This window comes from Shewanella jiangmenensis, from assembly GCF_018596335.1.
Taxonomy (GTDB): Bacteria; Pseudomonadota; Gammaproteobacteria; order Enterobacterales; family Shewanellaceae; genus Shewanella; species Shewanella jiangmenensis.
The window spans coordinates 99643-118498 of sequence record NZ_JAHEPS010000002.1 but is presented as its reverse complement, the minus strand read 5'-3'; the positions used below and the strand labels follow the sequence as shown (position 1 = coordinate 118498).

Annotated in this window: 16 protein-coding genes; 10 read left to right on the top strand and 6 right to left on the bottom strand. The window is 58.0% G+C overall.

The genetic code is table 11. The annotated features are described in order from the left end of the window. The first annotated feature begins 307 nt into the window (after nt 1–307). The 5 genes from argS to KJI95_RS06050 all read left to right on the top strand — a co-directional run bounded on the left by argS (nt 308) and on the right by KJI95_RS06050 (nt 5741). Nucleotides 308–2053 carry an arginine--tRNA ligase gene (gene argS, locus KJI95_RS06070; protein WP_214506299.1) on the top strand — a complete coding sequence of 582 codons (1746 nt, stop codon included), beginning with the start codon at nt 308–310 and terminating at the stop codon, nt 2051–2053. Nucleotides 2054–2056: 3 nt separating this feature from the next. Next, nucleotides 2057–2617, top strand: a complete 561-nt coding sequence (locus KJI95_RS06065; RefSeq protein ID WP_214506298.1) for an SPOR domain-containing protein — start codon at nt 2057–2059, stop codon at nt 2615–2617. 340 nt (nt 2618–2957) lie between these two features. After that, nucleotides 2958–3482, top strand: a complete 525-nt coding sequence (gene hslV / locus KJI95_RS06060) for an ATP-dependent protease subunit HslV (protein WP_214506297.1) — start codon at nt 2958–2960, stop codon at nt 3480–3482. A gap of 10 nt (nt 3483–3492) precedes the next feature. Then, the gene (gene hslU, locus KJI95_RS06055; protein ID WP_214506296.1) at nt 3493–4818 is read left to right on the top strand and encodes an ATP-dependent protease ATPase subunit HslU; all 1326 of its coding nucleotides are present in this window, start codon (nt 3493–3495) and stop codon (nt 4816–4818) included. A gap of 317 nt (nt 4819–5135) precedes the next feature. Further along, entirely contained in the window at nt 5136–5741 is a 606-nt protein-coding gene (locus KJI95_RS06050) for an outer membrane beta-barrel protein (protein ID WP_214506295.1), read from the top strand. A gap of 41 nt (nt 5742–5782) precedes the next feature. Here the strand turns inward: KJI95_RS06050 and KJI95_RS06045 are convergent, their stop codons facing one another. Then, nucleotides 5783–6103 carry a hypothetical protein gene (locus tag KJI95_RS06045; RefSeq protein WP_214506294.1) on the bottom strand — a complete coding sequence of 107 codons (321 nt, stop codon included), beginning with the start codon at nt 6101–6103 and terminating at the stop codon, nt 5783–5785. Nucleotides 6104–6203: 100 nt separating this feature from the next. Here KJI95_RS06045 and KJI95_RS06040 point away from each other — a divergent pair, with 100 nt between their 5' ends. Beyond that, complete coding sequence (locus KJI95_RS06040; protein WP_214506293.1) at nt 6204–6809, top strand: histidine phosphatase family protein; 606 nt, start codon at nt 6204–6206, stop codon at nt 6807–6809. Nucleotides 6810–6862: 53 nt separating this feature from the next. Here KJI95_RS06040 and KJI95_RS06035 read toward each other — a convergent pair whose 3' ends face one another. From KJI95_RS06035 to KJI95_RS06020, 4 genes are all read right to left on the bottom strand, one after another. Beyond that, the gene (locus KJI95_RS06035) at nt 6863–7156 is read right to left on the bottom strand and encodes a hypothetical protein (protein WP_214506292.1); all 294 of its coding nucleotides are present in this window, start codon (nt 7154–7156) and stop codon (nt 6863–6865) included. Nucleotides 7157–7168: 12 nt separating this feature from the next. Then, entirely contained in the window at nt 7169–8206 is a 1038-nt protein-coding gene (locus KJI95_RS06030; RefSeq protein ID WP_214506291.1) for a GGDEF domain-containing protein, read from the bottom strand. 568 nt (nt 8207–8774) lie between these two features. After that, nucleotides 8775–9119 carry a DP-EP family protein gene (locus KJI95_RS06025; protein WP_214506290.1) on the bottom strand — a complete coding sequence of 115 codons (345 nt, stop codon included), beginning with the start codon at nt 9117–9119 and terminating at the stop codon, nt 8775–8777. A gap of 211 nt (nt 9120–9330) precedes the next feature. Next, complete coding sequence (locus KJI95_RS06020; protein ID WP_214506289.1) at nt 9331–12558, bottom strand: nSTAND1 domain-containing NTPase; 3228 nt, start codon at nt 12556–12558, stop codon at nt 9331–9333. 111 nt (nt 12559–12669) lie between these two features. Between KJI95_RS06020 and KJI95_RS06015 the strand changes: the two genes are divergently transcribed. Together KJI95_RS06015 and KJI95_RS06010 are read left to right on the top strand one after the other, a co-directional pair. Continuing rightward, nucleotides 12670–13050 carry a gamma-butyrobetaine hydroxylase family protein gene (locus KJI95_RS06015; protein WP_214506288.1) on the top strand — a complete coding sequence of 127 codons (381 nt, stop codon included), beginning with the start codon at nt 12670–12672 and terminating at the stop codon, nt 13048–13050. A 298-nt stretch (nt 13051–13348) separates the two neighbouring features. Beyond that, the gene (locus KJI95_RS06010) at nt 13349–15676 is read left to right on the top strand and encodes a M4 family metallopeptidase (protein WP_214506287.1); all 2328 of its coding nucleotides are present in this window, start codon (nt 13349–13351) and stop codon (nt 15674–15676) included. 48 nt (nt 15677–15724) lie between these two features. Here KJI95_RS06010 and KJI95_RS06005 read toward each other — a convergent pair whose 3' ends face one another. Further along, nucleotides 15725–16399, bottom strand: a complete 675-nt coding sequence (locus KJI95_RS06005; protein ID WP_214506286.1) for a hypothetical protein — start codon at nt 16397–16399, stop codon at nt 15725–15727. 116 nt (nt 16400–16515) lie between these two features. Here KJI95_RS06005 and ubiD point away from each other — a divergent pair, with 116 nt between their 5' ends. After that, nucleotides 16516–17997, top strand: coding sequence for a 4-hydroxy-3-polyprenylbenzoate decarboxylase (gene ubiD, locus KJI95_RS06000; RefSeq protein WP_214506285.1), 1482 nt, complete (start codon nt 16516–16518; stop codon nt 17995–17997). Nucleotides 17998–18146: 149 nt separating this feature from the next. Next, complete coding sequence (gene fre / locus KJI95_RS05995; RefSeq protein WP_214506284.1) at nt 18147–18845, top strand: NAD(P)H-flavin reductase; 699 nt, start codon at nt 18147–18149, stop codon at nt 18843–18845. Nucleotides 18846–18856 lie beyond the last annotated feature (11 nt).

Sequence of the window (18856 nt, the reverse complement as noted above, 5' to 3'; positions counted from 1 at the left end):
AGCAAAGTTTTATCGTGTTCTGTGCGCTCGCCGAGGCCACAAGCGGCTGGTAGAAAGATTTGCGCTAACAAGATCAAGACTTCCAGCATCACAAACATCCTTGTCCGATGAACCATGCACTGACTATGCAACAGCAAGCATGAAACCAGCCTTTGCCGTGCATGAAGAGTTGTTCATCTGGCAAAAAGCGCCGTCAGAGTCGTGTTATTGCTCAAAAAGTTCCTTCAACCGATAGCCAGTGGGGGCCGCCAGCGGCTAGAATACGCGGTTATTCCCGTTAAACCTTGCAGTCAGTAGATACAGGCCGATGAAAGAACTCATTCAATCCTTGCTGGAACAAACCCTTGAATCCTTGAAAGCCCAGGGCATAGTGCCCGCCGACTTTGAAGCGCGCATTCAGGTCGACCGAACCAAGGACAAGAGCCATGGCGATCTGGCCACCAATCTGGCCATGATGCTGACCAAGGTGGCAGGCAAGCCGCCGCGCGAACTGGCGCAGCTTATCATCGACAACCTGCCTGCCTCGGCGCAGGTGGCCAAGGTCGACATAGCGGGCCCCGGCTTTATCAACTTCTTTATCGACGAAAACGCACTGGCCAATCAGCTCAAGGCCGCCATCGGCGATGCCATGCTGGGCGTAAAAGCCGCCGCGCCGCAAACCGTGGTGGTGGACTACTCTTCCCCGAACCTCGCCAAAGAGATGCACGTAGGTCACCTGCGCTCCACCATCATTGGTGACAGCGTGGTGCGCGCGCTGGAATTCCTCGGCAACAATGTCATCCGTCAAAACCACGTGGGCGACTGGGGCACCCAGTTCGGCATGCTGCTGGCCTATATGGAAGAGCTGCGCGCCCAGGGCGGCGACAAGGCCAATCTGGAGCTTTCTGACCTTGAGAGCTTCTACCGCGCCGCCAAGCTGCGTTTCGATGAATCCGATGCCTTCGCCACCCGCGCCCGCGCCCTGGTGGTTGAGCTGCAAAGCGGCGATGAGTATTGCAACAAGCTGTGGCGTGAGTTCAACGACATCTCCCTGAGCCACTGCCACGACGTTTACGCCCGCCTCGGTGTAAGCCTGACCCGCAAAGACGTACACGGCGAAAGCGCCTATAACGCCGACCTCGCTCAGGTCGTTACCGACCTCGATGCCAAGGGCCTGCTCGCCATCAGCGACGGCGCCAAGGTGGTATTCCAGGAAGAGTTCCGCAATAAAGACGGCGAGCCACTGCCGGTAATCATTCAAAAAGCCGATGGCGGCTTCCTGTATGCCACCACCGATTTGGCTGCCATGCGCTACCGCTCAGGCACCCTCAATGCCGATCGCGTGCTCTATTTTGTGGATCTGCGTCAGGCACTGCACTTCCAGCAAGTGTTCAGTCTCGCCCGCACCGCCGGTTTTGTGCGTGAAAACATGACCCTCGAGCACATGGGCTTTGGCACCATGAACGGCGAAGACGGCCGCCCCTTCAAGACCCGCTCCGGCGGCGTGGTGAAGCTGGTTGACCTGCTCGACGAAGCAGTTGAGCGCGCCGAGCAGCTGGTTCGCAGCAAAAACCCGGACATGGATGAAGCTGAAGTCAAAGAAATCGCCCGCGTGGTTGGCATTGCCTCGGTGAAATACGCCGATCTGTCCAAAAACCGCAGCAGCGACTACATCTTCAGCTTCGAGCAGATGCTAAGCTTTGAAGGCAACACGGCGCCCTACCTGTTGTACGCCTACACCCGTGTGGCCGGTATCTTCAAGAAGGCCGACAACATCGACCTCGCCAACGCCGAACTGGTGCTGGAACACGACAAAGAGAAAGAGCTTGGCAACAAGCTGGCACAGTTCGGCGAAATCCTTGCCCGCATGGTGGATAAGGGCCAGCCGCACATCCTCTGCGGTTACCTGTATGAACTGGCCGGTGCCTTCTCCAGCTTCTACGAGGCCTGCCCGGTGCTCAGCGCCGACAGCGATGTTGCCCGCAACAGCCGTCTGCTGCTGTCGCGCCTCACCGCCGACACCCTCAAGCAGGGTCTGTCACTGCTGGGGATCGAGACTCTGGAGCGCATGTAATCCATGAGCCGCGATTACGCCAATCGAACGTCGCGCCCTGCCAAAGGTCGCGGCGGCCGCAGGGGTGGCCCCGAGCCACGGCGAGTGCCCTGGATCCCGCTGACATTGATAGTCGCCTTGATTGCAGGCTTTGGTTATTTCCTGTGGAGCATCAAGGGCAGCGCCGATACCGCCAAGGCCGAGCAGGCCAAGGTCGAGGCCGCCAAGCCCAAGAAAGATCCCAACGCCCTGCCGCCCAAGCCGCAGGAAGAATGGACTTATCTGAAGGAGCTGGAAAACAAACAGGTTGAGGTGGACGTGCCCAAGCCTGAAGAAATCCGCTCCGCCGGCCCCTATCAGATGCAGTGCGGCTCGTTCCGCGATGCCTCTCAGGCCGAAAAGATGAAGGCCGTGATTGCCTTTCAGGGCATGACGGCACAGGTACGCAAGTCCGAAGGCAGCAACGGCGCCTGGTATAAAGTCATCCTCGGCCCCTATGAGAAAAAGCGTGACGCCGAGCGGGCACGCCACAAGCTGCAGGGCATAGGCATGAACACCTGCCAAATCTGGCTGTGGCAAAACTAAGCCCCGGCTCACAAATACCAAGGCCACCCACAGGTGGCCTTGTTTTTTCGCCCTTGAAAAGCCTTTCCCTGCCCCCATATAGCTAGGGAAGGTTCGAACAGGTCCTCGCACAGCTCTGGCTTTGATAGCGGCGACAGTTCAAGGCATTTAACTGAAAGCATGCTGGGGGCATGTTGAAGTTAAATAACGCCGAAATGGTGTTGCTATCAAAGCCCCATAGGGCGTGGCTTACAGCGGTATCTGCTGTAAGCTCACGCAGAGCAAGCACGGGACTTATTCGCACCTTCCCCAGAATCTCCCGCCGAAGGCCCACTCTTCGGACGCCATATGAGGATTTATCGTGACAACTATCGTCTCAGTCCGCCGCAACAATCAGGTGGTTATCGCCGGTGATGGCCAGGTTTCCCTCGGTAATACCGTGATGAAGGGCAATGCCCGCAAAGTGCGCCGCCTTTACCATGGCAAGGTTCTGGCCGGATTCGCCGGCGGCACCGCCGACGCCTTTACCCTGTTCGAGCGCTTTGAAACCAAACTCGAAATGCATCAGGGCCATTTGATGCGCGCCGCGGTTGAGCTCGCCAAAGACTGGCGCACCGACCGGATGCTGAGAAAACTCGAGGCGCTGCTCGCGGTTGCCGACAGCGAAAGCTCGCTCATCATCACGGGTAACGGCGATGTGGTGCAGCCCGAGAACGATTTGATTGCCATCGGCTCCGGCGGCAACTTTGCCCAGGCCGCTGCCACCGCGCTTTTGGAAAACACCGACCTCAGCGCCCTTGAGATAGCTGAAAAGTCGCTGACCATTGCCGGTAACATTTGCGTATTCACCAACCAGTTCAAGACCATCGAAGAGCTGAGTTACTGAAGGAATCATCATGTCTGAAATGACTCCCCGCGAGATTGTCCACGAGCTGGACGCGCACATCATAGGTCAGCAAAAAGCCAAGCGCAGCGTTGCCATTGCCCTGCGTAACCGCTGGCGCCGGATGCAGCTCGATGCCGCGCTGCGCCACGAAGTGACCCCAAAAAATATTCTGATGATTGGCCCCACCGGCGTCGGCAAGACCGAAATCGCCCGCCGTCTCGCCAAACTCGCCAACGCCCCCTTTATCAAGGTCGAAGCCACCAAGTTCACCGAGGTGGGTTATGTGGGCAAGGAAGTGGACCAGATCATCCGCGATCTGACCGACGTGGCTGTTAAACTGACCCGCGAAGTCGAGATGAAAAAATGCCGCGCCCGCGCCGAAGAAGCCGCCGAGGAGCGTATTCTCGATGCGCTGCTGCCTCGGCCGAAAAACGACTGGGACGCGCCAAAAGAAGACACCTCAGCGAGCCGCCAGATCTTCCGCAAAAAGCTGCGCGAAGGGCAGCTCGATGACAAAGAGATTGAAATCGATGTGGCTGGGCCGCAGCTTGGGGTTGAAATCATGTCGCCCCCCGGCATGGAAGAGATGACCAATCAGCTGCAGAGCCTGTTCCAGAACATGGGTCAGGCCCAGTCCAAGCGCAAAAAGCTCAAAATCAAAGACGCCCTCAAGCAACTGGTGGATGAAGAAGCCGCCAAGCTTGTGAATCAGGAAGATTTGAAAGAAAAGGCCATCGAGCTGGTCGAGCAGCACGGCATCGTATTCCTCGACGAAATCGACAAAATCTGTAAGCGTGGCGAAAGCTCAGGCCCCGATGTATCCCGCGAAGGGGTGCAGCGTGACCTGCTGCCTTTGGTCGAAGGCTGCACAGTCAACACCAAGCACGGCATGGTCAAGACCGACCATATCCTGTTTATCGCCTCGGGCGCGTTCCAGATGTCGAAGCCATCGGATCTTATCCCCGAGCTGCAGGGCCGCCTGCCAATCCGGGTTGAACTCGATGCCCTCACCGCCTCGGACTTCAAACGCATCCTGACCGAGCCACACGCCTCGCTCACCGAGCAATACAAGGCGCTGATGGCCACCGAAGGCGTGAATATCGAGTTTACCGAGTCGGGTATCGAGCGCATCGCCCAGGCCGCCTGGCAGGTGAACGAGCGCACCGAAAACATCGGCGCCCGCCGCCTGCACACCGTGATGGAGCGGCTGATGGAAGACATCTCCTTCGATGCCAGTGACAAGTCCGGCAGCAAGTTCACCATAGATGCCGACTATGTAAATGCTCACCTCGACAATCTGGTGCAGGACGAAGACTTAAGCCGCTTCATCTTGTAAGCAGCATCCACACCGCAAAAAACCGGGCACAGTCCCGGTTTTTCTTTTTATCTCGGTTTATTTACACAGTAATTGCCACAGCACTTGGCGATAGTCCCTGGCGATAGTCCTTGGCAACAGTTCTTGACCACAGTTTATCGCCATTTTTCCAGTCAAAGTTCAGCACAGCCGCCCCACAACAGGCTCGCCCAAGCCAAGGTCACAACTTTTTTTCATCATACCTTTAACTGAGATTTACTCGGCAAAACCCGCCTGCTATATTGCCCACGCCTGAACCCGAGCACCCATTAACTACAATAAAAATTTTAGGAATATCAATGAAAAGGAATCTTTCCCTGCTGGCTGTTGCCGCACTGCTGTCTGCCCCTGCATTTGCCAACGAAACGCCTGACAACGGCCTGAGCTACAGCCACGCCGGTATCGGTTACACCCAGCTGGAGCTGGATGGTTTCAGCGAAGACTTCACCGGTTACACCGCGCATCTGGTACAAAGCTTCGGCGCCAGTAATTTCTACGCCACAGTGCGTCACAGCAACACCACCGCCGATATCAACACCTGGGGAGGTAACATTGAGCTGGACCTGACTCAGGGCAGCTACGGTGTGGGTTATGCCTTCAACCTCAATCCTGTGCTGGATCTGGGCATTGAAGCGGCACTGGTGAAAGTCGAAGCCAATGCAGAAGGTGAGTCTGCAAGCGATGATGGTTACCGCGTAGGCGCCCTGCTGCGCTACGCCACAACCCCGGCTCTGGAGCTTTACGCCGGTCTGGATTACATCGACCTGAGCGATGCCGAAGACAGCGACACATCGCACCGTATCGGTGCCAAGTACGCCTTCAGCAAGCTGTTTGCCGTGACTGCAGAGCTGAATGAATTCGGCGACGCCAGCGCCTTTGTGATTGGCGGCGAATTCCGCTGGTAATACAGCTGGGATATCCAAAAAAGGAAGGCATCGCCTTCCTTTTATCGTTTCTGAGCCTTGCTGCCTGTTGCAACCTGAGGCGCTGCCAGAAGTAGTATCCCTTTTCGCAGCAGTAAGCGTTCCACTCCAAGCATAAACAACATGGCTGGCAGCGCCAGCAGGGCTCGCAGCGGGAACGACGCCAGTACACTCAGTTCGCCTTCAAAAGCCGCAGGATACAAATCCGGCAGCAACAAGAACGGCAACATGATCAAACACCCAAGGCCAAACACCCAAAAGCCCGCACGGGTCACGTGCCAAGCACTTTTATTGGATAGCGGCTCATTGACGTCTGCTTTGTGTTTTATTTGCTTATTGCTCACTCTTCTTTCCCTGAATTGCCTGCATAGACCAGGCTCACTCTAGCAAGGCGCACAGGTCACAGGCAAGGCGCGCTGCTTGTGGTACACTGCCGCCACTTAGGTGCAATTTACTCCCAGCGTCATGGTGTCAGAACTCTATATCCTTCGTCACGGTCAAACCGAATTCAATGCCGAGCGCCGCCTGCAGGGCCACTGTAACTCGCCGCTGACCCCACTTGGGCAAGCCCAGGCACAGGCTTATGGCAACAGATTGAAAAAATTGGGTAATCTGGATGATTTCCAGCTCATTTCCAGCCCACTTGGGCGAGCGATGCAAACGGCAGCTCTGGTGGCCCAAACCCTCGGCCGTGATGAGCGCAGCATCATAGCGGACGAACGCATCAAAGAAGCGGGGCTTGGCGAATTTGAGCAGGCCTGCATCCCTGAACTTCACGCCGCCAATCCGCATTTTGCCAACCTGCCGGGCTGGTATCTGCAGGCGCTGGGAGCCGAGCCGCTTAACGCGATTCAGGCGCGGCTGCAGCACTTTTTGCGCGACGACGCCACGCCGGGCAAGGCCATTTTAATCTCCCACGGCATTACCAGCATGATCCTGCGCGCTATGCTGCAAGGGCTTGATGACGATGCCATCTGGGCACTCGACAGGCCACAGGATGCCTTTTACCACTTCAGCGACGGCAAACTGCGCCGCATCGAATGCGATTGACGAGCATCGCGTCTATCTGCTTTTAAGAACCTGTTTGTGACTGCAGCCTGCCGCTACTGGGCCAGCTCTCGCTGTGGCTGAGCTCTCAGTTCATCCGATGCCAGCAGCTCAAAATGCGTCAGCAGCGCGCGCAGGTAGCTTAAATCGGCGCAGGATAACTGCCCGGCGTGCACCACTTCACGCACATCCGACAGGATCTGCAGCGCCTGCGGCTCGCTGCACACGCCTTTCCACAGCGCCAGCGCTGCCTGCACCGGCTCACGGCCATAGCGTTTACGCTGCAGCGATAAAAAGCCGCAGGCGCGCTCGGTTGCACTCGGCAGTATCGCAATCACCGACCAGTTCATCTGCTCGTCCCCTCAGTCAGACAGCGCAATACGGTTTCGGCCGTCACGCTTGGCGCGGTACAACGCGGTATCGGCGCTCAGCAACATCGCATCGGCGGTACGAAACTGGCCGCAGCTCTCGCTGGCAATGCCCTGACTGACGGTGATGAGCGCCCCCTGCGGCAGCCCAAGGGCACTAACGTCAATGGCGGCAATCGCATCCGACACCTGCCGCGCCACCAGCTCGGCCATCGCGGCATTAAAGCCCGGCAACACCAGCACAAATTCCTCGCCGCCAAAACGGGCCGCCATACATTGATTCGACGGCAGCGCCGAACTCAGCGCCGATGCAATCAGCCTAAGGCACTCATCACCCTTGAGATGGCCATACAAATCATTGAACTGCTTGAAATAGTCCACATCCACTATCAACACGCTGATGGGTGTACGGCGCAGCACACATTGCTGCCACTGGCGCTCGAGGTTTTCGGTCAGGCTGCGACGGTTGGCAAGGCCGGTTAAGCAATCGGTGGAGGCAAGGGTCGATAAGCGGCGAATTTCCGCCTTCTGGGCCGACAGATCTTCGATACCAATCAAAAACACCGGCAACACGCCGCCCATCAACGACAGGCTCAGATTGATAGACAACAGATGACCATCGGCGCGGCGCAGTTGCATTTCACGGGGGCCGTGCTGATAGCTGTCCATGCAGCAGCCGGGTCTTGGCAGCGGCGCCGAGGCAAACAGGGTGGCATATTCACTTTGAAACGGATTGGCAAGCCAGCTTGGCCAGTGCTCGCCGACAAAGGTTTCGGCATCGTCGCCGAGGAGTTCGGCCGCCGCCGCATTCACACTGATAACAGTGCCATCGCTGCTGGCAAGCACCATGGGTTGACGCAGGCACAACAGCACATCGGCCACGGCGTCATAATCACAAACCACCGGATTCACCTGAGCGGCAAGGCTCGCCTGCAGCGCATGTTCGTCAGCGGCCATATGATTGTCATTGAGCCTTGCGGCTGTCCCCAAGCGGGTCAGATTGGCGTTGCTAAAGTCCTGTTTATGCATCATGCGCTCCACGGCATCGATTTTGACTGTGACTACTTTATCGAGTCAGGTCAAATTTCACCTTCCGCCAACCTTACGATGCAAGCTATTGTTTAAATTATATAAAAATCAAACCTTCCGCCAAGCTTACGGCCAAATTTCTGCCTGCGGCGAGCCACATTCGGCAAAACCCTGCGCTGATCCTGCCCCGCTCCTGCGCAGTTCCTTGCACTGAACCTGTGTAAAGGGCGTGCTTATGCTGCGCTGAAAGCGTCACGGCACCACCCCAAAAAATGCAAACCCGCGCTTGGGTTGGATGAGAGCTTTTGAACAAGTTCCGCCAGCAAGGAAGCGCGGCCAACGCAAAAACCAAGCACGCAGCAGCGGATACATGAGGCCCAAATCAGTGCTCAACTCAGTGCTCAACTCAGTGAAAAGGCAAAGCGGAAACAAGGTTGACACGCGGCAAAAAATGCCACAAAAAAGCCCGGCGCGGGGCCGGGCTGTTGCCGTATTTTTGCTGCTGTTTTGCATCACCTTTGCGGCGCCTATGGCACACCCTGTATTGCAATTTCGGCAATAAAGCTCGGGCTTATTTCTCGTCTTTGTTAATGACCTGCGGGTCATGGCTGCACAGCTGCAGCGTGCTGCCGGCAATGTTAAACAGCAGACGGAAGCCGGTGGTGCCGATAACCGCATCGGTATCAGTCAGGGTCAGCAAAGTAGGCGTTACTTCAACCGCGTCGATAATCCGGTCAAACGGAGTGGCAAAGGCGGCGCCGGCAAAGCTTAAGCCCTTGTTGGTCTGATCATCCAATTTGTAGTTGATTTGGGAGTTTTCGATTACAGTCACAGAGCCCGGTGGGTTATAGGCGAACTGAGGCACTTGATTGTCGTCGAGGCTGACGGTCACTGTGATATCGATAATAGTAGGCATGGGATTTCCTGTTGTTTGAGTTATTTAGGCTTGTGCAGGGCTAAAGCGGACTGAGTCGTCCACTCGCACGGATCCGCTCACATTGATTAGGCCTTAAAAAGGCGAACGCCGATGCGCCAAGCACGCTACGCATACTACCGCAGCAGCGCTGACAAACCTTCCGGCAATCTTACTAGCTAACACACTGTTTTAAAATGATTTTGTTATGCGCTTAATGTAAATTATCAAACACCACCCCCTGGGCAAGCAGCGGCGCCTTAAGCCGGGTGGCCTGCTCGGTCTCACCGAGACACTCCAGCGCCTGCACCAGCGGCAGCGTGATTTTAGGCTCATTTGATGCACCCGCGAGCGGCAAAAGAAGCTGTTTTGCCTGTAAGCACAACTCGGTGTCAGGCAACTCCATTCCCTGCGCCCTGCGACTGGCACGCCACAACAGCTGCACCTCTGCCCACTTGACGCTGTCATTGACATCGGCGGAGGCGGCCAAGTTTACCAGCTTAAATGCGGCCATCGCGGCCGCAGCCCGGGCTTCGGCGCCAGCAAAGTCGCCAAGCTTATACAAGCGCTTGGCGGCCGACAGCAGGTAAAGCTGCTGCAATCTTTGCTGCCGCTCGCCGGGCAATGGCGCCGCACTGTGGTTAAGCTCCGCCTCAAAGACGGCAAGCTCAGCACTGCTTGCCGCGGCAAGCCCGAGTTCAAGCCCTTGAATTTTGAGGGTGAGCAAATCGTAACGCCAGGAGAGGTTATCCGGATCGCCGCTTAAGGCATCCGAGCGGGTCTTGAGCGCGCGCTCAAGCGCCGCTTTTGCTGCTTCTGAGTCGCCCAGCCACTGGTGAAGCCGCGCAAGCTTAACCTGACTGTGGGATAAGCGGTCCAGCGCATAGGCCTCTTTGGTGACACCAAGCACGGCGCCTATGTCGTGGTAAAGCGCCAGCGCCTTTTTCACATCCCCCTGCGCCAATGCTGCACTGGCAAGCCAGGACTGGGTATCGGCCACATCGGCAAGCAGCTGGCCATCGCCCGGGTTTGCCGACAGCAGTATCTGCTTAAGTGCGAGGGAGGCCTCAAACATCTCGCGGGCGCGGCCATAATCCTGCTGCTTCATCGCCAGACTGCCAAGGGAGTTTTCGGCGTAGGACAGCTCCAGCATGGCATCGCGGCTTTCAGGCGCAAGGGCAAGCATGGCCTCGCTGTGCTCAAGGTAGGCGGTAAACCAGGGCTTGGTCGCCGCCCAGTCGCTCCTGTCGTACTCGATTTGCCCAAGCCAGAAGGCGTTGGCCCCAAGGGTTTTGTGCAGCTCAAGCTGGGGCACATCGTCCCCCACCAGCGGCAGCAGTTTGCTGCGCGCCGCCAGCAGCGCCGCCCTGGCTTCGTCGGGTTTTTCACGGCTGTAAGCCACTTCGCCCATGGCCTCGAGGGTCTGGCCGTGGCGCAGCAGCGCCGCAGCCGACAAGCTGCGGTCTTCGGTACTGAAATAATCCAGCGCCTTGTTGCTGACACCGTCGAGCAAATCCATGCGGCCGATGCTGCGCAGCCGGTCGGCAAACTGCCCCACCATAAATCCCAGCAAATCTTCGGCGGCAAGGCGCCGCTCGGTGGCAAGGCGCTCGGCACGCATGCTGCTGATACCCATCAGCACCGACACCAAAGTCAGCACGGCCAGCAGCGCTACTGTGCCGCGCTTAAGCAGGCTGCGGCGCGCCGCGCGGGCGCAGGAGGCGGCAATAAAGTCGCGGCTGATGTCATCGAGCCTGAGCACGGGCTCATCCAGCAGTTGCCTTGCTTCCAGCAGCGGTTTGCCTTCGCCAAGCAGATAATCCCGCTCACGCCCGCCCTGTTGCCAGCGGTTGGCCTGATGAAAAATCCGCGCCTGCAGCGCCAGATGCTGGCGGTGAGCCTCAATCCAGCTTGCAGCACGCTGCCAGCGGCGCAGCAGCGCTTCGTGGGCGACGCTGAAGCTTGGCTCGGCATCTTCGAGGTGTGACACAAACAGGCGGCTGTCCACCAGCGCCTGCACCAGCTGCCGCTCGGCATCGGTGACAAGCTCACTGTAACGGGCGCTGCGGCTGGTGATGGAAAGCTCGTCTTCCCGAAGGGTTACCAGCCGTGCAAGCAGGGTGGGCAGCGCGCGGCGGGTGGCGTCACTCTCGCTGGCAAGCGCCTCGTCGGCGGCGCGGCCAATCGCGCCTTCAATGCCGCCAAGACGATGATACACATCGAGTTTTAATTGATTTTGCCCATCGCGCTCCAGATACAGTACCTGCAGCAGGTACTGCAGCATCGGCAGCGCATCCGGACTTGCCGAAGCTTCACGGCAGAGGATTTCATCGAGGCCAAGGGCGCTTTGGGCGTCAAACTCCCAGCTAAGCCCTGCCGCGGCCGCCGGCAGACGGATCATTTGCAGCAGCGCCTGACGGCTCGGTGGTTCAAGGTCGAAATGGGCGCCGTTGCCCTTGCCTGCCATCAGGCTTGGCTGGCTGACCACCTGCGGGTAAAAGTCGTTGCGACAGGCGCTGAGCAGCAGCACTGCGCCGCTGCGGGACAGGCTGTCCATCAGCGCAAGAAAGGCATCGCGCTCGTTGGCGCTGAACAGCGGCGATGACAGCAACACCTCGAGGCGGTCAATCACCAGCGCAAACCTTGGTTTATCCCAGGGGCTGCCCGGCAGCGCGCCAAGCAACTGGCCATAGAGCGAGCTGGCATCCTGCTCGAGCACGGCCGCGAGCGAGGCCATGCTGTGGCCCTGAAACACCGGCGTGTCGTTTACTTCCCAGTCGAGCATGGCACCGGCCAGGGCGCTGTAAAGCTGGCCACGGCCAACGTCGGCCAAATCGAGGCCACTGGCCGACACCACGCCGATGCCGTTTACGCCCTGGGGCGTCATCAGGTTGGGCAGCACCCCGGCATGGATAAGCGAGGTTTTGCCGCTGCCGCTTGGACCAAGCAACAGGCAAAAGCCACGGCCGGTGCGCAGTTGGCGGCTGATGTTGTCGAGCAGGGCATTGATTTGCTCGCGGCGGCCAAAAAACACCCCGGCATCGGCTTCGCCAAAGGCGCGCAGCCCCGGAAAGGGCGAGCCGGATTGCCAGGCCTGCTCGGGGGCGGATTCTTCATGACCGACAGGAAAATTGACCTGCGCCAGGGTGCGGTAACCACGGCGGCGGATGGTTTCAATAAACTGTGGCGTGGTGGCGCTGTCATCCAGTGCCCGGCGCAGCTGGGCGATGGTTTTGTGCAGCGGGTTGTCGCCGGTATCCAGCCCCGGCCAACAGGCATCGAGCAGCTCGTCGCTGCTGACCACCTCGCCCGCGCGGTGGCACAGGTACAGCAGCACCTCCATCGCCTTGGGTTCGAGCTGGCGGTTGATGCTGCCACGGCTCAAGCGGTTGCTTTGGGGTGAAATCTGCCAATCGCCGAAGAAAAAAATATTGTCTGTCATGTCTGCCTGGCCGCGAGTCCGTGATCTGTTGTGTTTTTTGGCGGTGTCGGGGTTCACAATTGCTTAAAAGCAAGCGACCATAATCGGGCTTTGTCCCATTCTGGAGCTTACATGAGCCACCCCAATGTCGTATCCCTCAAGCTGAAACGCAAATCACGCCTGCTGGAAGTCGGTTTCGATGATGGCAGTCAGTACCAGCTCAGCTGCGAGTTTCTGCGGGTGTATTCCCCTTCTGCCGAGGTCCATGGCCACGGCAACCCTGTGCTGGTGACCAACAAGAAAGAGGTCAATATCAGCGCCATAGAGCAAGTGGGTAACTATGCAGTAAAACTGGTATTTGATGACGGCCATGATACCGGACTTTATTCGTGGCAGGTATTACATCAGCTCGCTACCAATCAAATAAGCTTATGGGAGCAATATCTTGCGCGGCTGCGGGCCGAAAAAGGCTCCCGCGAGGCCATTATCCCGATGGCGATTAAATATCGCTGAAGGCAGATAAACTCCTGTCACCTCACTGAGTGAAAAATGGGGTTGATGCCGCTGCAACTTCGGTTAGCCGAAAGTAGCGCTTCACCCCAAAAATGCCTGCCAACTATAGTGCATTAGAGCAATTGCCCGCGTTTTTACATCCCAATAACATAAAATTCTTCATTGGTTAACGCCAATGGGTTCAGGGTGTTTCACCCAATAATAATTTGCTGTTGTGACCTTCGCAGGCGTGCCTGCGTTGGATTGAAGGATGTGCCAAGCGGCATCTCGCCGCCCGACCCACAAGGACAAGTCACTTATGCGCAAGCAACAACTTTCACTCTTGTTTATCGCCATTTCCGCTACCCTGGGCACCTCAGCCCATGCTGCCAACGTGGTGGATGTATCCAAGCTTCGCCACACCGCCTCCGGCGATATCGGCAGCGTGCTGCAACTGGCACCCGGCTATGAGTTCCGCACTGCCAAAAAGTTAGACCTTGGTAAAGGCAAACAAAAAGAACGGCTGCAGCAGTATTTCCACGGCGTACCGGTACAGGGCTTTTCAGTGGCCGCCGACCGCTCGGTGATGGGCAGCTACAGCAACCTTAAAGGCCTGATGCTGACCGAAATCAACAAGGATGCGTCCTTCGCCAAGCCAAGCCTGAGCAAGGCCAGAGCGCTGGAAATCGCCAAGGCAGCCAAGGGCGGACATGGCCTCAAGGCCGGCAAAACCCGTAACGACAGCGCCGAGCCATGGATTATTCTGTACGGCAAAGATAAAGAGCCACGCCTGGTGTACATCACCTCTTACGTGGTCGATGGCGCAGCCCCAAGCCGACCTTTCACCATAGTGGATGCCCACAGCGGTGAAGTGCTGGATCGCTGGGAAGGTCTGACCCACGCCGCCACCGGCACAGGCCCCGGCGGTAACGTTAAAACCGGCCAGTACGAGTACGGCACCCAGTATGGCTATCTGGACGTTGAAGTAAATGGTGACACCTGCACCATGAACAACGCCAACGTCAAAACCGTGAACCTGAACCACGGCACCAGCGGCAACACCGCCTTCAGCTACACCTGCCCGCGCAACACAGTCAAAGAAATCAACGGCGCCTATTCGCCACTGAACGACGCCCACTACTTTGGCGGCGTGGTATATGACATGTACAGCCAGTGGTACAACACAGCGCCACTGAGCTTCCAGCTGACCATGCGCGTGCACTACAGCAACAACTACGAAAACGCCTTCTGGGACGGCAGCGCCATGACCTTCGGTGACGGCGGCAATACCTTCCACCCACTGGTGTCGCTCGATGTATCGGCCCACGAAGTGAGCCACGGCTTTACCGAGCAAAACTCAAGCCTGGTGTACGCCGGTCAGTCCGGTGGTATGAACGAAGCCTTCTCCGACATGGCCGGTGAAGCCGCCGAGTTCTTTATGCGCGGCACTAACGACTGGCTGGTCGGCGCCGACATTTTCAAAGGCAACGGCGCGCTGCGTTACATGGCAGATCCGACCCTGGACGGCATTTCCATCGGCCATATCAACGATTATGTTGACGGCATCGATGTTCACCACAGCTCAGGTATCTTCAACAAGGCGTTTTACACCCTGGCCACCACCCCGGGCTGGGATACCCGCAAAGCCTTTGAACTGTTCGTGATTGCCAACCAGGTTTACTGGACGGCAAACAGCCTGTTCCACGAAGGCGCCTGTGGCGTGAAAAACGCCGCCACCGACAAGGGTTACAGCACCGCCGACGTGGACGCAGCGTTTGCGGCCGTAGGTATCACCCCCTGTGAAGTACCGCCACCACCACCGGCACCCGATGCTGAGGCGCTGGATAACGGCGTAGCCGTGTCAGTCAGCGGTGCCACCGGCAGCAAGCAGTACTGGACGCTGGAAGTGCCGGCCGGTGCCAGCAACCTTGCCTTTAACCTCTCAGGTGGCAGCGGCGATGCCGACATGTACGTGAAGTTTGGCTCTTACCCAAGCACCACAGACTACGATTGCCGCCCCTACAAAAACGGCAACAACGAGTCTTGCCCGATTTCCACGGCTCAGGCCGGTACCTATTGGGTGATGCTGCGCGGTTACAGCAACTACAGCGGCGCGACTCTGGTGGGCAGCTATGAAGGCGGCAGCGGCGAGCCAAATCAGGCGCCTGTGTCTGACTTCAGCGCGGCCAATACCGGCGCCCTGTACAACTTCACCAGCACAGCTACCGATGCCGATGGCAACGTAGTGGCCTGGAGCTGGGACTTTGGTGACGGCGAAACCGGCAGCGGTGAGAGCGTAAGCCACCAGTATCTGGTGAGCGGCAGCTACACCGTGACCCTGACAGTCACCGACGATGATGGCGCGACCGGCGCTGCATCTCAGGTGTTCAACGTCGAAGTACCGGCAGCCGAGATTGATTTGAGCGTCAACAAGGTCACCCGTTCACGCCGCGGCAGCGCCCGCGTCGGCCTTGAGTGGACCGGCAACAGCGCAAGCTACAGTGTGCTGCGTAACGGCGTGCTGGTTGGCACCACCTCGGCCAGCAGCTTCGTTGACCGCTTCGACACGCCGGTCGGTGTGAGCTACACCTATCAGGTATGCAACGCCGAAGGCGGCTGCTCTGATATCGAAAACGTAAGCTTCTGATAAGCCTGAAACTGAAAACGCCGTCCAGTGGACGGCGTTTTTTTATGGTTACTTTTTCGCAGGCGGATTGCTTGCAGGCGGATTACTGCCAGAAGCGGCGCTGTCGCTTGCAGCGTCAGGCACGTAACGCTGGGTTTCCCAGTCGAGCCGGTAAAGCTGCCCCTGCCATTCGTAGCGGGGTTTGCCATTGACCATAATCACCCTGGCGTTGTCCGGCAAGCTGGCAAGGCTGCCAGGCTGGCTCTGGGATTGGCTGCGGGTGATTTGCGCAGGAGGCACAGGCTCAACCAGCCTTGGCTGGGTCAGGCGCCGCTGACGCTCGGCCTGCGCCGCCTCGCGTTCCCGTTCGCGGTCACGCTCCCATTCGCGCTGCTGCCAGTACCGGTTATCGTTATAGCGCCAGAAGGGATCTCGGTAAAAAGGATCGCGGTAAAAAGGGTCACGCCAAGGGCCATACCAGGGCGAGTTCCAGTGGCCTCCCCAGTTAAGTCCCGGCCGCCAACCCGACGGCCAGTTGTTGTGATGCCAGCTCGCGCCCACCTGATTGCCAGCATAGCCGCCGGTGGAATAGCTGAGCCCAAGGCCATTTTCATTGCCAACCCACACAGTGCTGCCAAGCCGCTCAGCGGCGCTGACCTCAGTCGCACTGAATGCGGCCGTAAAAAAGGTTGCTGCCGCTACCGTCACCGACAGCGTCAGTCCAAGGGAGGATACTAACTTCATACACCTGAGCCTTGCCATACTGCCCCTCCTGCTATGGGCGCTTTTGATTCCGCCCTGTGGGCTTTAATGATATAGTGCGCGCCACGAAAGATGTTTGCAAACTGAGGCATTTCCATATGAGTTTTAAGGATTTACGCAGCTTTATCAGCCACCTTGAACAGTGCGGTGAGCTTAAGCGCGTCAGCTATCAGGTTGATCCTTATCTTGAAATGACAGAAATTGCCGACCGGGTACTGCGTGCAGGTGGCCCGGCGCTGCTGTTTGAAAACCCCAAGGGCCACAGCATGCCTGTGCTGGCAAACCTGTTTGGCACGCCAAAACGGGTGGCCATGGCGCTTGGCAAAGAAGACCCGCTGGCACTGCGTGAAGTGGGCGAGCTGCTCGCCTTCCTGAAAGAGCCCGAGCCGCCGCGCGGCTTTAAAGATGCCATCGCCAAAATCCCCATGTTCAAGCAGGCGCTGAATATGCCGCCAAAGACAGTTAGCCGCGCGCCCTGTCAGGAAGTGGTGCTGACAGGTGACGATGTGGACCTGACCAAGCTGCCCATTCAGCACTGCTGGCCGGGCGATGTGGCGCCGCTGATGACCTGGGGCCTGACCATCACCAAGGGCCCACGCCAGAAACGCCAGAACCTCGGCATTTATCGTCAGCAACTTTTGGGCAAGAACAAACTCATTATGCGCTGGCTGTCCCACCGTGGCGGCGCGCTGGATTTCCGTGATTTTCAGCAGCAGCACCCCGGCGAAAACTACCCTGTGGTGGTGGCGCTGGGCTCAGATCCTGTGACCATTCTTGGCGCGGTGACGCCTGTGCCGGACTCCATGAGTGAATATGCCTTCGCGGGCCTCTTGCGCGGCGAGCGCACTGAAGTGGCCAAGGCGCTGTCGTGCGACCTTGAAGTACCGGCCACCAGCGAAATTATCCTCGAAGGTTATATCGCTCCCGGCGAGATGGCCGAGGAAGGCCCCTACGGCGACCACACCGGCTATTACAACGAGACCGACAGCTTCCCTGTGTTTACCGTGACCCACATCACCCACAGGAAAGATGCGATTTACCACAGCACCTACACCGGCCGTCCACCGGATGAACCGGCGATGCTGGGGGTGGCGCTGAACGAAGTGTTCGTGCCGATTTTGCGTAAGCAATACCCTGAAATCGTGGACTTTTACCTGCCACCCGAAGGCTGCTCTTACCGGATGGCGGTGATCTCCATCCGCAAACAGTACCCGGGCCACGCCAAGCGGGTGATGATGGGCGCCTGGTCGTTCCTGCGCCAGTTTATGTACACCAAGTTTATTGTGGTGGTGGATGAAGACGTAAACTGCCGCGACTGGCAGGACGTGATTTGGGCCATCACCACGCGCATGGATCCCAAGCGCGATACCGTAATGATTGAAAACACCCCGATTGATTATCTCGACTTTGCCTCGCCGGTGGCGGGCCTTGGCTCGAAGATGGGTCTGGATGCCACCAACAAATGGGAAGGCGAAACCAGCCGCGAATGGGGCACGCCCATCGTGATGGACGAAGCAGTTAAACAGCGCGTCGATGCGATTTGGGATGAGCTTGGCATAGACCGGGCACCAACGCTGTAATCCGCCGCGGCACCTGTGGCCGCAGCGGTTGCCGCCTTGCCCTCGGCGCAATGGCGGCAATACTTATTTTGAATGCATACAAACTGACATTGAATCCAACCCTTCAGCAGAAAGGGACATAAAAAGCACAGAGGTTTTAAAGAACATCGATGAACAACATCCGCTGTAAAGTTCTCAGTATCACGCCGTTCAACGACGCCGTGTATCAGGTCAAGCTGGCCCCGGAAACGGCCTTCGATTTCAAGGCAGGCCAATACCTGTGTGTGGTGATGGGCGAAAAAGACAAGCGTCCTTTCTCCATCGCCTCGGCTCCCGGCGCAGAGACTCTGGAGCTGCACATCGGTGCGGCGGTGAGCGAAAGCTACCCGATGCAGGTGGTTGAGCGCCTGAAGACTGAAACCCATATCGACATCGAAGCCCCGGGCGGCGATGCCTTCCTGCGTGAAGACAGCCACAGACCAAGGCTGCTGATTGCCGGCGGCACCGGCTTTTCGTACATCAAGAGCATAGTCGAGCAGCAGATTGCGCTGGGCCAGAAGGTTGAAACCCAGCTGTACTGGGGTTGTCGCACCCAGGATGCCATGTATTACGAGTCGATTGCCCGCCAGTGGCACGAAGCGCACCCCTGGCTGCACTTTGTGCCTGTGGTGGAAGAAGCCGAAGGCGACTGGGATGGCAAGACCAACAATCTGCTGGCGCAAATCAAGGCCGACTTTATCAGCCTGGTGGGCTACGACATCTATATCGCCGGCCGCTTCAACATGGTTGGCGCCGCCCGCGAGCAGTTCCGCGAAATGGGCGTGGACGAGCCACACCTCTATGGCGATGCCTTTGCCTTTATCAAATAAGCGCGTCGGCA

Excerpts from the sequence above, each read along its gene's own strand:
- ubiD (WP_214506285.1), top strand. The coding sequence starts at position 16,516 with ATGAGTTTTAAGGATTTACGCAGCTTTATCAGCCACCTTGAACAGTGC.
- argS (WP_214506299.1), top strand. The coding sequence starts at position 308 with ATGAAAGAACTCATTCAATCCTTGCTGGAACAAACCCTTGAATCCTTG.
- hslU (WP_214506296.1), top strand. The coding sequence starts at position 3,493 with ATGTCTGAAATGACTCCCCGCGAGATTGTCCACGAGCTGGACGCGCAC.
- KJI95_RS06030 (WP_214506291.1), bottom strand. The coding sequence starts at position 8,206 with ATGATGCATAAACAGGACTTTAGCAACGCCAATCTGACCCGCTTGGGG.
- KJI95_RS06015 (WP_214506288.1), top strand. The coding sequence starts at position 12,670 with ATGAGCCACCCCAATGTCGTATCCCTCAAGCTGAAACGCAAATCACGC.
- KJI95_RS06010 (WP_214506287.1), top strand. The coding sequence starts at position 13,349 with ATGCGCAAGCAACAACTTTCACTCTTGTTTATCGCCATTTCCGCTACC.
- KJI95_RS06005 (WP_214506286.1), bottom strand. The coding sequence starts at position 16,399 with ATGAAGTTAGTATCCTCCCTTGGACTGACGCTGTCGGTGACGGTAGCG.
- KJI95_RS06065 (WP_214506298.1), top strand. The coding sequence starts at position 2,057 with ATGAGCCGCGATTACGCCAATCGAACGTCGCGCCCTGCCAAAGGTCGC.
- KJI95_RS06035 (WP_214506292.1), bottom strand. The coding sequence starts at position 7,156 with ATGAACTGGTCGGTGATTGCGATACTGCCGAGTGCAACCGAGCGCGCC.
- KJI95_RS06025 (WP_214506290.1), bottom strand. The coding sequence starts at position 9,119 with ATGCCTACTATTATCGATATCACAGTGACCGTCAGCCTCGACGACAAT.
- fre (WP_214506284.1), top strand. The coding sequence starts at position 18,147 with ATGAACAACATCCGCTGTAAAGTTCTCAGTATCACGCCGTTCAACGAC.
- KJI95_RS06050 (WP_214506295.1), top strand. The coding sequence starts at position 5,136 with ATGAAAAGGAATCTTTCCCTGCTGGCTGTTGCCGCACTGCTGTCTGCC.
- KJI95_RS06020 (WP_214506289.1), bottom strand. The coding sequence starts at position 12,558 with ATGACAGACAATATTTTTTTCTTCGGCGATTGGCAGATTTCACCCCAA.